We start from the raw sequence: 15,633 nt of genomic DNA, 5'->3' as shown, positions 1-15,633 counted from the left end.
GGGCACCCCTTCACTGGGTGCCCGACCCACTCACCACGCTGGCGCTAACACTGCCGGCTACTAGACGCGAGCCAGCCGACGTTCGGCCTGCTGCTCAGGATCGGGCACTGGCAGCGATGCGAGCAATCGCTTCGTGTAGTCATGCTGTGGGCGATCAAGCACCGACTCGGTGTCGCCGATCTCGACTATTTCGCCGCGGTAAAGCACCGCCACTCGATGTGAAACGGCACGCACCACCGCGAGGTCGTGCGAAATAAACAGGCAGGCGAACCCGAACTGCTCTTGCAATTCAGCGAATAGTTCCAGCACGCGCGCCTGCACTGACACATCGAGCGCCGACGTGGGTTCGTCGGCAATGAGCAGTTTCGGACCGAGCGCCAGAGCACGGGCGAGCGATGCGCGCTGACGCTGACCGCCCGACAATTCATGCGGATAGCGACTGACAAAATCTCCCGGGAGTTGCACGGCCTCGAGTAGCTCGCGCACCCGCCCCTCGGCGGCCTTCCCTGAACGTGCCTCGCCGTGCACCACGATGGGTTCGGCAATGCACTCCCCGATGGTCAATAGCGGATTAAAGCTCGTGGCCGGATCTTGAAACACGAACCCCAGTTCGCGTCGATTTGCCCGCACATCGAGAGTTCCACCGGTGACCTTCACCAGCCCGGCGATAGCCCGGCCAATCGTCGACTTGCCCGATCCCGACTCCCCCACGAGCCCCAACACCTCACCGGGTGCCAGGTCAAAATCAACTCCCTGCACGGCACGGAAGGGTGCTTTGCCGAGTCGTCCCGGGTAGGTGATCTCGAGCTCCTTGGCGCAAACCACGGGTGGTGCAGCCACCGCAGTCGGTTGCGGGGGTGCATCCTCGGTATCGATCCGCGGCACCGAGTCGAGGAGTTTTTTCGTGTAGTCATGCTGTGGCGAGGCGAACAGGTCTCGCACACCGGCCTGCTCAACCACTTCGCCGCGGTACATCACAGCGACACGGTCAGCCAGGTCGGCCACGACCCCCATATTGTGAGTGATCACAATGATGGCGGTTCCGAACTCGTCTTTGATACCGCGCAGTAGGTCAAGAATCTCAGCCTGCACGGTCACATCGAGCGCGGTGGTCGGTTCATCAGCCACCAGGATGCGTGAGCCAAGCGCAAGCGCCATCGCAATTACGATGCGCTGCTTTTGCCCTCCCGAAAACTCGTGCGGGTAGGCATCCACCCGGGTTTCTGCATCCGGGATGCCGACGCGATCCAGCATGGCCACCGCTTCGGCACGAGCCTCGGCCCTAGTGAGTTTGCGGTGCGCGCGCAGACCCTCAATGAGCTGCCACCCAACCGTAAACACCGGGTTGAGTGCGGTGGAAGGCTCTTGGAACACCATTGCGATTTCCGAACCGCGCACCTGGCGCAGCGCCTCGCCTCGCAGCTCGGTGATTTCCCTGCTGCCCGATTCGGTGAGCAGCTCGGCTTGACCGGTCACCCGCGCATTCTCGGGAATCAACCCGAGCAGTGTGCGCGCCGTCACGGTCTTCCCCGAACCAGACTCCCCAACAATCGCGAGCACTTCGCCTCGACGCACGTCAAGAGTGACCCCGTTGACCGCACGCACTTCGCCGCCGTCGGTGTCAAATATGACCCGCAAATCGCGCAGCCGTGCTGCAACGCCGCTCGCAGCACTGCGCGATGTTTCGGTGCTGTTGCTCATTGTTTATTCCCTTCAGCTGCGACAGTGGTGGCTACCACGAGGGCTTCAGTTCGTTCAGCAGGCTTCCGCCGCCCCGCACCACCGAGTCGCGCGCGGGTGCGCAAACGCGGGTCGGCGAGATCGTTCAAACTCTCGCCAACGAGCGTGAGACCGAGCACCACAATGACGATCGCAACACCGGGGAAGATGGCTGTCCACCACACCCCACTCGAAACATCCGCCACTGCGCGGTTGAGGTCGTAACCCCATTCCGCTGCCGAACTCGGCTCGATACCGAACCCGATGAAACCAAGGCCAGCGAGCGTCAAAATAGCTTCGGCAGCGTTCAGAGTCAGGATCAGCGGCAAGGTGCGCGTGGAGTTGCGCAGCACATGCGTAAGCAGGATGCGCCAGGTTGGCGTACCGATCACGCGAGCCGCTTCAACAAACGCTTCCGAACGAACCCTCGCGGCTTCGGCTCGCACTACCCGGAAATATTGCGGGATGAACACCACGGTGATCGAAGCGGCCGCCGCAAACACGCCACCCACGAGGTCTGATCGCCCGCCCGAAATCACGATCGACATCACGATCGCGAGCAGCAGGGTCGGGAATGCATAAATCGCATCGGCAATAACCACCAGGATGCGGTCAATCCACCCGCCGAAATAGCCCGAGATCAATCCGAGCAGCACTCCGAGGAAGATCGACATGGCCACTGCCACCACGATCACGATGAGCGCCGTTTGTGAACCCCAAATCATGCGTGAGAGCACATCGTAACCACCCACCGTCGTACCGAATGGGTGCGCTGCGGATGGCGGCTGCGTGGTTCCGAAGGCACCGCTTTCGTCGCGCAGCTGCGAAAAACCGTAGGGCGCCAGTATGGGGGCAAAAATCGCGGTCACAACAAACAGACCGGTCAAGACCAGGCCAGCGATGAGCATCCCGCGCTGCAGCCCAACGCTTTGCCGTAGCTGCGAAATAATCGGTAGTCGTTTCCAGCTCATGCTTAGAACCTCACTCGCGGGTCAATGATCGCCGCGATGGCGTCGACAACGAAGTTCGTGACCGCGACGATTACCGCCAGCATTGCCACAATGCCCTGCACCGCTACAAAGTCGCGGGCCTTAATGAACTCGACCAGTTGGAAGCCGAGCCCGCGCCATTCGAAGGTGGTTTCTGTCAGCACTGCTCCGCCAAGCAGCATCGCTACTTGCAGCCCTACGACGGTGATAATCGGCACCAGCGCCGGCCGCCAGGCGTGGATGCGCACCAGCCGGCCCTCTTTCACACCCCGAGAGCGGGCCGCGGTGATGTAGTCCTGGCTGAGCGTACCGATCATGTTGGTGCGCACCAGTCGCAGGAAGATACCGCCGGTAAGCAGCCCCAGCGCAATAGCGGGCAGTACCGCGTGCGAGAGCACGTCGGCAATCGCCGCACCGTTCCCCGCGCGAATCGCATCGATCAGCAGGATCCCGGTGCCGCCGTCGAGCGTGCGCAGCTGCAACTCAGTCATGGTCGAAGACCGCCCCGAAACGGGAAGCCAGCCGAGCCACAGGCCAAAAATGAGTTTGAGCACGAGACCCGCAAAGAACACCGGAGTGGCGTAGGCGAGAATGGCCCCGACACGCAGCGTCGCATCCTGCCACTTGTCGCGACGGGCGGCGGCAATACGGCCCAGCGGGATACCAACCGCGAACGCAACAATGAGCGCGTACACGGTGAGTTCGAGCGTTGCCGGACCGTAGCGCGCCAACACCGCGATCACCGGCTCACGCGTGGATGCGGTGGTGCCGAAATCGCCGGTGAACACACCACCGAGATACTCGAGGTACTGCACGATCAGCGGTCGGTCATAACCAGCTTCGTGGATGCGGGCCGCGAGTTGATCGGGCGGCAGCCGGTCGCCCAGTGCGGCACTAATGGGGTCGCCGGTGGTGCGCATCAAAATGAACACCAGCGTCACCAGGATAAATACGGTGGGGATGATGAGCAGGGCTCGTACCAGCAAATAGCGACCCAGGGATGCACCGCCACCCCTGCGCTTTTGACGAGCATCCTGCTCGGCGTCTTCGACCGCAGCAGTTGCGTTGATAGTCATAGATTCCTCAACGAGGGGTTGGGGATTCCGCTACGCCTCGTAGTGAATCCCCAACCTCTCCTATTGCAGATGCGTTAACCCTGTTTACGTTCGAGCAGAGCGAAACGGAAGGTGTACGACGAGTCGAGCGTTTTATCGATCCCCTCGATATCGGTCTTCGCCACAGCAATCTGTGAGCCCTGCAGGTATGGCAGCGTCGACAGGTCTTCAGCCGCAATCTTCTGAATGTCACCGAGTAGCTTCTCGCGCTCACCCTCATCGGCAGTGACGGCCTGCTTCAAAATGAGTTCGTCCATCTTCGGGTTTGCGTAGTGGTTGCCGAGGAAGTTTTCGGTGAGGAAGAACGGTGTGAGGTAGCTGTCAGCATCCGAATAGTCGGGGAACCAGCCGAGCTGGTACACCGGGTACAGGTCTTCGGTACGGTCCTTCGAGTACTGGCCCCATTCGGTGGTCTGCAGGTTCACTTTGAACAGCCCCGAAGCTTCGAGCTGATTTTTAATCAGTGCGTATTCGTCAGCCGAGCTCGGCCCGTAGTGGTCGTTTGAGTACTGCAGATCGAGCGTCACAGTCTCAGTGATGCCGGCGTCAGCGAGCACCTGCTTCGCCTTATCGAGACTCGATTTACCCTGTCCGTCGCCATACATCGACTTGAGTTCCTCCGTGGCGCCGGTCAGCCCAGCAGGAACGTGAGAGTAGAGCGGCGTGTAGGTACCCTGGTACACCTGCTCGGCGAGCTCATCGCGATCAATCAGATGAGCGATCGCCTGGCGTACAGCCAATGCCTTGTCAGCATCGGCACCATCGGCTTTGGCACCGTACGGCATGGTGTTGAAGTTAAAGACCAGATAGCGGATCTCACCGCCCGGGCCCTCATGCACCTTCAATGTGTCAACACCGCGAAGGTCACTGATGTCGGTTGCTGACAGACTCCGCCAAGCCACGTCGATGCTGCCATTCTGGATCTCGAGCTTGAGGTTCGAAGCGTCAGCGTAGTACTTGGTGATGATGTTCTCGGTCTTTGCGCCACCCTCGATCACACCCTGATAGTCGGGGTTTTTCTTGTACGAGACGAGCGAATTCTTTTCGTAGGTATCGATTCGGTATGGGCCCGCGAACGCGTCGCCGGCAACGATTTCTTCATCCGGTGTGATCGCATCAGGCGAGAACACGTCTTCGTCAACAATTGGACCGACCGGGCTCGACAGGATTTGCGGGAAGATCACGTCGTTTTCCTGCTTGAGGTGGAACTCGACGGTGAGGTCGTCAACTGCCACTACCTCGTCGAGGTTGTAAAGCAGCGATGCCGGACCGTTAGGGTCGTTGATCTTTACCTGGCGGTCGAAGCTGAACTTGACGTCCGAGCTTGTCAGCTCATTCCCGTTCGTGAATTTCAGACCCTCACGAAGCTTGACGGTGTACACGTTCGGTGAGGTGAACTCTGCAGATTCCGCCAGGTCGGGCGACACTTCAGGGCTGCCAGGCTCTGACCGCATCAGTGAACCGTACACCTGCGTCATGACTGCAAATGAACCATTGTCATACGATCCGGCGGGGTCGATCGAAACGACCTTGTCAGTGGTGCCGACGGTGATCACACCGCCGCCTTCGCCACCGCCACCGGCCGCGCCACCACCGGCACATCCGGCGAGCACGAGGGCCGAAACAGAAAGAGCAGAAAGAGTAAGCATGCGGCGACGCGCATGTGCAGTTTGAGCTGCCATGGAATAACTCCTGTGTCGTAAGGCGTCACCAGAGAGCACTCAGAAATAGCCACGTTGCCAAAACCGAGCCAGTCGCAATCTGGTGGTTCGGTATTTTAGCGGTTATGTGATGACGTATTGCCACATCGGCGTGGCGCAGCGAGAATGAGGCGTTCTCATTCAGTCGGATGACCAGGAGTGTCCGTTCAGCCGACGCGCTCCGCACCGCTTTGTTGCCAGGCTGTATGCATGGCAAAGAATCGGTGGCTGAAGCAGGCCCTCACAACCGTCACTATTGCGCTCGCAGCGATCGGGCTGCTGTCGGGATGCGCCGCGACTTCGAGCGACTCGCGCAGTGCGGTAAGCGAGCCACACTCGCGAGACTCGCAAGCATACCCGGAGCAGCCTGAGCCTGACGCTGGCGGCAACGCCAGCGCCGATCAAGAGAGCGCCGACTCTGGCTCGGGTGCAAGCGTGCAGCGCGAACCCGCCATGGTGGTGACGACCACCACCGAAATTGAAGCCGAATCGGTTGCCGAAGCCACGGGCGAACTCGAAAGCCTCGCCCACAAATACCAGGGCCGCATCGAGCACCGTCACGAACAGCTCGACCGCAAATACCCAAGTGCCGATTTCACGGTGCGCATCCCCGCCGACCAGCACGACGCGTTCATTGGCGAATTAAAAGCGCTCGGCGACACAAAATATCTCACCACCGAAGCGAGCGATGTTTCGCTGCAAAAAGTGGATCTCGACGCGCGCATCGACAGCCTAAAAAGCTCAATCGAATCGCTGCGCAAAATGCTCGCCGCAGCATCGAATGTGGCCGACATGCTCGAAATTGAACGTGAGCTCGACAGCCGCCAATCAGAGCTGCAGAGCCTCGAAGCCCAGCGCACTGAACTCGGCGACCGCATCAGCATGTCGACAGTAGAGCTGCGCATCACCCAGACGCAGGCCGATGCCGAGGCCGACGATGAGGGCCCGATGTTCTTGGGGCCGCTCGGTGAGGGATGGCACGACCTGATGGCCGCGTTCGCCGGGTTCATCAACCTGCTCGGCTATGCGCTGCCGGGGCTCATCCTGTGCGCGGTGTTGTTCGCGGCGCTGTGGTTCGGGCTGCTCCGCCCGCGCTATCGCAAGGCGCGCGCCAGCCAGCAAGCAAGCGCCACTGCCGCAGACGAGGCCATGAGTGATCGGCTGCCACCACTACCCGATCTGACGGCCGCGCAGCCTGACGCATCCAACAGCTCCGTCACATCCGAATCGGCAGGCACCCACAGCTGAGCCACTCCGTAAGCCTGCGTCAAGGAACGGCCCGATAAACTTCGGGTACTGACCGCGAACAAAGGAACTCGTCTTCGATGGCTGCTGAGCAAGACCGCACTGACTTCGACGAGAATGTCGATCTGCCCGATGAGCACCTGGCCGATGACCACAGTGATGACCTCACCGAGACCGCTCTCGATACTGACTCGGGTGAGGTAACCGGTGATGACGCTGCCGACTCGGATGCATCGGAATCGGACACCACCGAGGATGCGGCTCACGACACTACCGAGGCTGGCGAAGATGGCAAGGTAGACAAGGCCGACGAGCCCGCTGCCGAAACACCCGAAGAAGCAGCTCAGCGCGAGGCCGAGGAGCGACTGCTGGAGCTTTTCCAGTCGACCGTCTACGGCACTGACGGGCAAAAACTCGGCCGAGTTGGTCAGGTATACCTCGACGACCAGACTCAGGAACCCAATTGGGTGACCGTCAAAACCGGTTTTTTTGGCATCAAAGAATATTTCGTGCCACTCGACCTCGCTGAGCGCGACGGCAAACGATTGACCGTTCCCTACAGCAAAGAGCAGGTCACCAGCGCCCCGCGCACCGAAATCGACCAGAACCTTTCGCCAGCCGAAGAGGACGACCTGTACGCGCACTACCAGGTGCCTGGCAAGCTTCCCGAGCACGATCCGCTGCTGGTCGAATCAGCCGATGCCGCCGAAGAAGCAGACGCCGTTAGCGTCAACGCCGACCCGATCGAGGCTGACGACGCGAGCCCTCTCGAGGCCGGGGAAGCTGCGGCAGACGAGTCGCTCGACGATGTGCCGGCTGCTAAGCCGGCAGCGGCCGACGAGGCGTTTGCGCCGGCAGCTGTTGAAGGCGACGAAGATGCAACGGTCGCCGGGGCCGACGAGGATGCGGTAGGCGACAGAGCCGACGAGCCGGTACCATCGGCAGACGACGAGCTCGACGCCACCGCACTCGACCTCGAAACCGATCCCGAGGTCGAAAAACCCGAAGCCTAGGTTTCGCGTCCCAATTCATTGCGGCCGCATCCCACCGCCGAGTTCGCGGCCGCAATGGAATATTCGACCTAACCAAATCGTTGGCCCCATACCAACCACGGCGAACCCGCCCGCCATCCGACGCTGACCGATCTCATCGACCGGTACACACGATTTGAAAGGACTCTGGCATGGCCACCGTCGACCTCAACAACGAAAACTTTCTCGAAACCGTCACCGGCGAAGGCATCCACTTCGTCGATTTTTGGGCCGGCTGGTGCGGTCCCTGCCAGATGTTTGCCCCAATTTATGAGGAGGCAAGCAACAAGCATGATGACATCACTTTCGCCAAGGTCGACACCGAAGCGAACCAGGAGATCTCGGCTCAGCTGGGCATCCAATCGATCCCGACCCTGATGGCTTTCCGCGACGGGGTGCTGCTCTTCCGCGAGGCTGGCGCACTGCCCGCACAGGCGCTCGAGCAGGTCATCGAGGCGGTCAAAAACGTCGACATTGATGAGGTGCGCAAGCAGATTGAACAGGAGCAGCAGGCCTCCAAGGGCGAAAGCAGCAACTAAAGCTGCGCAATCGCACGTGCTTCGTCACAAAAATGGCCCCACCTCTGTGGGGCCATTTTGCTGTTCGGAAGCAGCCGCTACGACTTAGTGTTCGTCGAAGTGGTCACCGTGCGCTGCGTGCCGGTGACCGTCGTGAATGTAATCGACGTGGTCACCGTGTTCGACCGCTTCGTGGCCACAGTTTTCACCGTGCTGGTGCTCAGCAGCGGTGTGCTCAGCAACGTGGTGGTGTTCGTCGTAGTGGTCGCCGTGGAGCGTGTGAACGTGACCGTCGTGCAGGTAGTCAACGTGGTCGCCGCGATCAATTGCTTCGTGCCCGCAGTTTGCACCGTGCTCATGCTCGGCGACGGTGTGCTCGGCAGTCTTGTGTTCGGTCATAGTTTTCTCCTTGGTGCTTGGTCGAATGGGCCATTGTTGTTGGTAAGGGCTTTTAGTGCCATTGATGACCAACCTGTCAGTTGGTTTTTGCGCCCGAGTCTGGATGTTCGAGATGCTCCGCAGAGTGGGTGAGCGCGTCCCCCACCACGTGTCGGACATGCTCATCGGCGATCTCGTAGATCCGGTTGCGGCCACTAGCTGTGACGGCCACCAGTCCCACATCCCGCAGCGTACGCAGGTGCTGCGAGACCAGCGGTTGGGTCATCTGCAATTGTTCGGCAAGCTCGCTCACGCTTCGACCGCCGTCGAATAGCGTGACAACGATTTCCAGCCTGCCAGCGTGCCCAAGCACGCGGAAGATGCTGGCTGCGCGATCAATCGCGAGGTTGTTCATGCATCCATCATCGCAGCCATATGCAAGTATTGCAATATGCGCATACGTTAATGCGATTGATTGCCAATAGCGGCCACGACCGCGTTCACCAGCCCGCGCGAAAACTATCCGAGCCGCTGCGCGATCAACGTCGCTAGATGCACACCCTCACGCCCCGCGAGCTGGTCGGCCTGCGTGCGACACGAAAAACCGTCGGCCAAAAACACCGCGTCATCCGAAGCCTTCCGCAGCGCCGGCAACAGCGAATTGCCCGCCACTGCCACCGACATCTCGTAGTGACCGCGCTCGAGACCGAAGTTACCCGCCAGCCCACAGCATCCCGAAAGCTGCGTCAGCTCGGCACCCATTTGCTGCAAGAGCTTCCGGTCGGCATCAAAACCAATAACGGCGTGCTGGTGGCAGTGTGGCTGCACCACAATTTCGGTGCCCGCAAGGCTCGGCAGCGTAAACGTATCGCTCGGTTTCACCGGGGCGCGTCCACCGAGCACCTCCGATAGCGTGAACGTGGCGTCGGCGATCAGCTGCGCGCGAGGATCATCCGCAAATAGCTCCAGCAGGTCGCTGCGCAACACTGCGGTGCAGCTCGGCTCGACACCAATAATCGGGATACCGTCCTCGACCAGCGGCGTGAACACATCCAGCAGCTGCGCCAACCGTTTACGAGCACCATCAAGCTGACCGGTTGAAATCCAGGTGAGCCCGCAGCACACCTGCTGCGGCGGGGTCACCACTTCGAATCCGGCAGCTTCGAGCACCCGCACCACATCGTGGTCGATACCCGGTGCGAAACCGTTTGAAAACGAGTCGGCCCACACCATCACCCGGACGCGCTCCCCCCGTGGCGCCGTCGCCGCAACCGCTTCACCTGAGCGCTCGGCGCGTCGCCGATCGCCATAGAAGGTGCTGGCCGACACCTTCGGAATCGAGCGGCGCCGATCAACCCCGGCAAGCGGCAGCATGAGCCGACGCAGCCAACCCACCGAAAACATCCCGTTCACGATCGGCGCAAGCGGCGACATGAGTTTTTGCCAGCGCGGCAGGTGCCCCAGCACATAGTGGCTCATGGGACGCAGCCGACCGCGATATTTGCGATACAGCGTTTCCGATTTCATCGCCGCCATATCCACCCCCGCCGGGCAGTCGGTGGAGCATGCCTTACACGACAGGCACATATCGAGCGAATCGGCCACCTCTTGCGAACGCCAGCCACCGTCGACGAGCTCGCCGTTGATCATTTCTTGCAGCACGCGAGCGCGCCCACGCGTCGAATGCGTTTCGTCGCGGCTGGCCATATAGCTCGGGCACATGAACCCGCCTGCCGCGCGGTTGTCGGCCCGACACTTCGCCATGCCCACACAGCGGTGCGTTGCCTTCGTAAAATCGCCGCCGTCGTGCGCCCACGCAAAACCGCCGCGCACCTTCGGCATCGGCAGCGCCTGCGGGCGGCGCAGATCCTGATCGAGGGGGGCCGGATGCACGAGCACCTCGGGGTTGAGCAGGTTACGCGGGTCGAACAGCGACTTGAGTTCACCAAACGCGGCGATCGCCTCGTCGCTATACATGAGCGGCAATAGCTCGCTTCGCGCCCGGCCATCACCGTGCTCACCCGACATTGAGCCACCAAAATCGGCAACCAAGCGGCCCGCATCCAGCATGAATCGGCGCATCGCGGCACCGTCACGCTCAAGCGGAATCGACAGTCGAATGTGGATGCATCCGTCACCAAAGTGCCCGTAAGGCATCCCCTCGATACCGTGGCTGGCGGTGAGCTTATCGAATTCGCGCAGATAGGCGCCAAGCTGCTCGGGCGGCACCGCAGCGTCTTCAAAACCCGGCCAGCACTGTTCACCATCGAGGGTGCGGCTGGCAAGCCCCACCCCGTCGGCTCGCACCCGCCACAGGCGCGCCGCCGCGGCCGCATCGTCGACGACCGTGTGCGAAATAGCCGCTGAATCGGCAACGAGCGCCTTCGCGCGAGCGAGGGCATCGCCCGCATCCGCACCCGGCATCTCAATCAGCAGCCAGCCGCCACCGTCGGGGAGCGATTCGATCGCCGCCGCACCGTAGTGACGTCGCACGGCTTCGGTGAGCCGCGCATCCAGACCCTCAATAGCGCCCGGTTTGTGGGCCAGCAGCGCGGGAATATCATCGGCCGCCTCAAACATCGACGGGTAGCCGAGCGCCACGGTAACCGGCGCCGACGGCACCTCCACCAGGCGCACGGTCGCACCCAACACCGTGGCGAGCGTGCCCTCCGAACCCACCAGCAGCTCTGCCAGCGAATGCCCTCGCTCGGGCAGCAGCGCCTCGAGCGCATAACCCGACACCTGCCGACCAAAGCGCCCAAACTCGGTGCGGATCGTGGCCAGATGCCGCAGCGTAAATTCATCCAGACCCGGCACCACCGACAGATCATCGGCGGCCGTGTATCGCCGACCGAGACCATCGATGACATCAAGGTCGATGATGTTGTCGGCGGTGCGGCCGAACGCCAGCGAGTGCGAGCCGCAGGCGTTGTTGCCGATCATGCCGCCGACCGTGCAGCGAGTCCACGTCGACGGGTCGGGGCCGAAGCGCAGCCCATAGGGTTTAGCGGCGTTTTGCAGCTGCGCAACCACCACTCCCGGATCAATTTTGGCGGTGCGGGCTTCGGGATCGAGGCTGTGGATGCGGTTGAGGTGACGAGAAGTGTCAACCACAATGCCGCGCCCGATCGCGTTACCCGCGATCGATGTGCCCGCGCCGCGCAGATGCAGCGGGGTGCCGGTTTCGCGCGAGACCTCGGTGATGGCGATGAGATCTTCAGCGCTGCGCGGGAAGGTGACCACCTCTGGCACGATGCGATAGTTCGAGGCGTCGCTCGAATACTCGGCGCGGCGCAGCGTCGAAGTATCCACCTCACCCTCGATACGCTCACGCAGCACCTCGGCGAGATCACGCTGATCCGCGGTGGGTTGGGGCGCACTCGCCTGCATCGTCACGGGGAATCCTTCCGTCAAGACCGTGACTTCGATGGTAGCCCGCCCGCGAACTGTCGGCGGCTACCCCGCTGCCGCTGCCGCCCGGCGAACTCGAGCCAGGATGCATCGCGCCGGCAGCGAGCGAACAGCTGGCGGCAGCAGGTGCCCGGCAATAATTAGCGGAACCCAGGCAAGTGCCGCAATGAACCGGCGGATGCGTGTGGCCGGATGCCCGTATGCGGCGGCAATTTTTGGCGGCAGCAGGTCGACCGCCAGCGTGGTGGCGTATGGCATCGCGGCACGCAGCCACAGCGGCGCATTGCGGGCGGCGAACAGTTCTCGTTTGGCGCGCATCGCCTCATCGGTGATGTGCAGCTCGTTAAGCGCGGCAGCGAAGCGGCGGTCAAATTCGGCGGCGGTGGCGGGCCAGGTTTCGGGCGGCAGCCGCAGCCCGGTGCCGAGTCTGCCGAAATCACGCACGATGCGGTCGGCAGTGTGCCGGTTCACCACCCGCCGACCGTACACGCGGCGATGCGCCCGAATCGCCGACCAGCACAGTGTCGCGGCAACCCACCACTGCAGATCGGCATCATCGGCGCGGTAGGGCTCGCCGGTACCGGTCGTGCCGGTAACTGCCATATGCCGCCGGTTCACACGCTCACGTACAAACCGCCACTCGGCGTCGTTACCGAAAGCGGCGGCGGTGACATACTCGAGCGTGCCCCACAGCCGCCGCATCGGCGCATCCGCAAAATTAGAATGCTGCGCGACCCCGGCGACCACCGATGGATGCGCGAGCTGCAGCAAAATCGCCGTGCCACCGCCGGCAAGCACCGCAGCCTCGGATGCGAGCGCGCGGAACGGCGACTGGGCAGTCTTGGCGCGGTCGCTCATCACTGTGAACCCGCCTCTGCCGAGTTCTCGATGGTTGCGCTCGCATCAAACCGATGCTCCGTCACCCGTCCCGCGAGATCAAACACTTCTACCACCATCGGGTCCGCGGCCTCGAGCGTGGTCGCCGGCGCCTGCCGCGACGATCGCCAGCTCGACACATAACTGCCGTCTGCACCCGTCACCGCCCATCCCGCCAACGCAGCCAGCTCGGTCAACGGTCCCGCATCCTGACCAACCAGCAGCTCGTCAAGCCCGTCCGCAGGCGTGTAGTCGCCAAGTGCCAATCGACCATCCCGCTGTTGTAGAACGATCTCTGCCGGCGCATCCTGCACCTCGCGCCACACACGATAACGGCACCCCTGCGCATCCAGCCGTGCTCGGGTAATCACCTCGGCCCGCGGGCTCGAATCAATCGAAACAAACCGCCGTCCAAGCCGCGCCGCCACCGCAGCGGTCGTACCCGAACCGGCAAACGCATCCACAACGAGATCCCCCGCATCGGTACACCAGCGCAGCAATAATTCGAGCAGCCCCTCGGGTTTTTGGGTGGCATAACCGGTGCGCTCGGCCGAAACATTCAACACCGGGCGCACCGAAACCGGACACACCCGGTCGCCCTCCACCAGATTTATCACGCCCTCGAGCACATCGCGCAAGATCGTATCCACGTAGTGATTGCCCGCCGCATCCTTTTTCGAGCCGATAAACGGCTTATCGAGCAGCTGCCGTTCACGTAGCGTGCGGATGCGGAAGTTCGGAGTGCGCCGATACAGCAGCAGCTCGTCGTGTTTGCGCGGCACCGAACTCGTGCGCGAAGCGCCGCCGCTGCGATAGGCCCACACGAGCTGATTCACAAAATTTTCGCGACCAAACAGTTCATCAAGCACGATGCGCACCAAATGGGAGGCGTGCCAATCAAGATGCACAATGAGGGCGCCATCGTCACACAGCAGTTCGCGGGCAAGCACCAGCCGGGGAATGAGCATCCGCAAATAACCTGCGGTGCCGTCCAGCCAGCGGTCACGATAGGCAAGCTGCGTGAACGCGACCGTGTTGCCATCGATGCTGGTTTCGATGCGATTGCGGTAGTCGGTGCCCGAATCATAGGGCGGATCAAGATAGACAAGCTTTGCGCGCGTGGCTGGCTCGACCTCAGCCGTCGCCACCAGGGATGCGAGCGCGGTGAGATTGTCGCCACGGTAGATGAGATTGTGTTCGACGCTTCGGTCGGTGGATGCGGCGCGGGTTTCGCGGGCCTCGCTGGTTTCTCGGGTGGCGCGGGTTTCGCGGGCTTCGCGGGCTTCACGGGCTTCGGCCAGCATGGCAGCAGCATCGGCGCGCCCCTGCTCGATGAGCTGCGGCAGCTGGACAAGAAGCGATGCGGTCACTCCCCCAGTGTGCCGCATTCGGTGCATTCATCTTTGCACTGCGTATTCGGTTGGTGTGGCACTCTCGTGTCATGACCGAATTGACCTGGCAAACGCATCCAACCCCGATCGGTGAACTCGAAATCGCGGCAACCGACCGGGGAATCGCGCTGGTCGCGTTCGGGCGCGCCGAAGCCGAGCGCAAGTTGCGAATGCATCCCGAACTGCGGCTGGCAACTGATGCGGATGCGCGAGCGCAGGCACACCTACAGCTCGCGGCCCGGCAAATCGACGAGTATTTTGCCCGCGAGCGCCGCGAGTTCTCGGTGCCGCTTGATCTGCTCGGCGCCACCGGATTTCTAGCGCTGGCGCAGCAGACACTCGCCCGCATCCCCTATGGCGAAACCGTCAGCTATGGCGAACTTGCCGAGATGACTGGGCATCCACGCGCAGCTCGCGCGGCCGGCACCGCCTGCGCCACTAACCCGCTGCCGATTCTGCGACCGTGCCACCGCGTGGTACGCGCTGACGGATCACTTGGGCAGTACGGCGGCACACCCGCGGTGAAGCGGTTCTTGATCGAGCTTGAGGGCAGCGCTTAGCGGGGTCGGCTCCCTTCTCCCCGCTCGCACGCTGGTGCCTCGTTTCGCCACTTCTTGTGTACCTCGCACGCCTCCCTTTCCCGCGCCCACCGGCTCACATCTCGCCTTGTGTGTGTTTTCGCGTCATCTGTATGTGGTCTGCCACACACAAATGACGCGAACCCACACAGATCCCGCGGCGCATCGCAAGCGCGACGTGCGCAGCACAAGCGTGGAGTGCGCGGCGCATCCTCGTTAATTTGCTTCCGAGTGGAATCTGTTAGGCATAGTCCATGAGCTGGATTGATGATGACTTCGTTCCCGACCCGAAACGCACCACGCAGTATCGGGGTGTGGTGTTTAATCCCTGGGTCAATATTTCGGTCTGCGTCCTGCTCACTATCGTCGCCGGTGCGGCCACGATCTGGATGACCGGAATCTTCCTCGACCTGAGTGAAAAACCCGACTACCCAGATCAGGGATTGGACATCATCGGAGCATTAATCGGATTGCTCGCGGCAGCGGCAACCACCGTGTGCATGGTGATTGCGACCATTGTTACGATTCGCTGGTGGCGGCGAAACGCAAAAGAGCACAAAAAGCTACAAGCGCAGTCGCCGAATCGACCGGGCTGGCAGAGCCAACAAGACGGGCCGCACCCGCGGCAAGGACGCTAGCGTCGGGGCACAGGGCGCGGCGCCTCATACCCCCCCCCCCGTCT

Annotated in this window: 14 protein-coding genes; 5 read left to right on the top strand and 9 right to left on the bottom strand. The window is 62.0% G+C overall.

Translation table 11 applies throughout. The features are described 5' to 3' along the window. Positions 1 to 60: 60 nt before the first annotated feature. The 4 genes from JMV54_RS05395 to JMV54_RS05380 form a co-directional block, all read right to left on the bottom strand. Positions 61 to 1,701, bottom strand: a complete 1,641-nt coding sequence (locus tag JMV54_RS05395; protein ID WP_201517930.1) for a dipeptide ABC transporter ATP-binding protein — start codon at positions 1,699 to 1,701, stop codon at positions 61 to 63. Beyond that, positions 1,698 to 2,690 carry an ABC transporter permease gene (locus JMV54_RS05390; RefSeq protein ID WP_201517929.1) on the bottom strand — a complete coding sequence of 331 codons (993 nt, stop codon included), beginning with the start codon at positions 2,688 to 2,690 and terminating at the stop codon, positions 1,698 to 1,700. The genes JMV54_RS05395 and JMV54_RS05390 overlap by 4 nt, the downstream gene beginning before the upstream one ends. Positions 2,691 to 2,692: 2 nt before the next feature. Next, the gene (locus JMV54_RS05385; protein ID WP_201517928.1) at positions 2,693 to 3,784 is read right to left on the bottom strand and encodes an ABC transporter permease; all 1,092 of its coding nucleotides are present in this window, start codon (positions 3,782 to 3,784) and stop codon (positions 2,693 to 2,695) included. Between the two features lie 74 nt (positions 3,785 to 3,858). Then, positions 3,859 to 5,505: an ABC transporter substrate-binding protein gene (locus tag JMV54_RS05380; RefSeq protein WP_201517927.1), complete on the bottom strand. Its 1,647-nt coding sequence runs from the start codon at positions 5,503 to 5,505 to the stop codon at positions 3,859 to 3,861. Between the two features lie 228 nt (positions 5,506 to 5,733). Here JMV54_RS05380 and JMV54_RS05375 point away from each other — a divergent pair, with 228 nt between their 5' ends. The 3 genes from JMV54_RS05375 to trxA all read left to right on the top strand — a co-directional run bounded on the left by JMV54_RS05375 (position 5,734) and on the right by trxA (position 8,338). Further along, the gene (locus tag JMV54_RS05375; protein WP_201517926.1) at positions 5,734 to 6,771 is read left to right on the top strand and encodes a DUF4349 domain-containing protein; all 1,038 of its coding nucleotides are present in this window, start codon (positions 5,734 to 5,736) and stop codon (positions 6,769 to 6,771) included. 77 nt (positions 6,772 to 6,848) lie between these two features. Further along, positions 6,849 to 7,781, top strand: coding sequence for a PRC-barrel domain-containing protein (locus JMV54_RS05370; RefSeq protein ID WP_201517925.1), 933 nt, complete (start codon positions 6,849 to 6,851; stop codon positions 7,779 to 7,781). A 170-nt stretch (positions 7,782 to 7,951) separates the two neighbouring features. Then, positions 7,952 to 8,338, top strand: coding sequence for a thioredoxin (gene trxA, locus JMV54_RS05365; RefSeq protein ID WP_201517924.1), 387 nt, complete (start codon positions 7,952 to 7,954; stop codon positions 8,336 to 8,338). Positions 8,339 to 8,422: 84 nt separating this feature from the next. On the opposite strand, the gene JMV54_RS05360 is transcribed toward trxA, so the two are convergent. The 5 genes from JMV54_RS05360 to JMV54_RS05340 all read right to left on the bottom strand — a co-directional run bounded on the left by JMV54_RS05360 (position 8,423) and on the right by JMV54_RS05340 (position 14,352). Then, positions 8,423 to 8,716 carry a hypothetical protein gene (locus JMV54_RS05360; protein ID WP_201517923.1) on the bottom strand — a complete coding sequence of 98 codons (294 nt, stop codon included), beginning with the start codon at positions 8,714 to 8,716 and terminating at the stop codon, positions 8,423 to 8,425. A gap of 76 nt (positions 8,717 to 8,792) precedes the next feature. Continuing rightward, the gene (locus tag JMV54_RS05355) at positions 8,793 to 9,110 is read right to left on the bottom strand and encodes an ArsR/SmtB family transcription factor (RefSeq protein WP_201517922.1); all 318 of its coding nucleotides are present in this window, start codon (positions 9,108 to 9,110) and stop codon (positions 8,793 to 8,795) included. A 104-nt stretch (positions 9,111 to 9,214) separates the two neighbouring features. Then, positions 9,215 to 12,085 (bottom strand): FAD-binding and (Fe-S)-binding domain-containing protein, encoded by a 2,871-nt coding sequence (locus JMV54_RS05350; RefSeq protein ID WP_201518000.1) that lies wholly within the window; start codon positions 12,083 to 12,085, stop codon positions 9,215 to 9,217. Between the two features lie 66 nt (positions 12,086 to 12,151). Then, positions 12,152 to 12,964, bottom strand: coding sequence for an oxygenase MpaB family protein (locus tag JMV54_RS05345; protein ID WP_201517921.1), 813 nt, complete (start codon positions 12,962 to 12,964; stop codon positions 12,152 to 12,154). Continuing rightward, positions 12,964 to 14,352 (bottom strand): DNA methyltransferase, encoded by a 1,389-nt coding sequence (locus JMV54_RS05340; RefSeq protein WP_201517920.1) that lies wholly within the window; start codon positions 14,350 to 14,352, stop codon positions 12,964 to 12,966. The genes JMV54_RS05345 and JMV54_RS05340 overlap by 1 nt, the downstream gene beginning before the upstream one ends. Positions 14,353 to 14,423: 71 nt before the next feature. Between JMV54_RS05340 and JMV54_RS05335 the strand changes: the two genes are divergently transcribed. Together JMV54_RS05335 and JMV54_RS05330 are read left to right on the top strand one after the other, a co-directional pair. Further along, positions 14,424 to 14,933 (top strand): methylated-DNA--[protein]-cysteine S-methyltransferase, encoded by a 510-nt coding sequence (locus JMV54_RS05335; protein ID WP_201517919.1) that lies wholly within the window; start codon positions 14,424 to 14,426, stop codon positions 14,931 to 14,933. A gap of 272 nt (positions 14,934 to 15,205) precedes the next feature. Beyond that, positions 15,206 to 15,589, top strand: coding sequence for a hypothetical protein (locus tag JMV54_RS05330; RefSeq protein ID WP_201517918.1), 384 nt, complete (start codon positions 15,206 to 15,208; stop codon positions 15,587 to 15,589). The last annotated feature ends 44 nt before the right edge of the window (positions 15,590 to 15,633 follow it).

Source organism: Gulosibacter hominis, assembly GCF_904842695.1.
Taxonomy (GTDB): domain Bacteria; phylum Actinomycetota; class Actinomycetes; order Actinomycetales; family Microbacteriaceae; genus Gulosibacter; species Gulosibacter hominis.
Note: the sequence above shows the minus strand (reverse complement) of the source record. Positions and strands in the feature narration are given on the sequence as shown.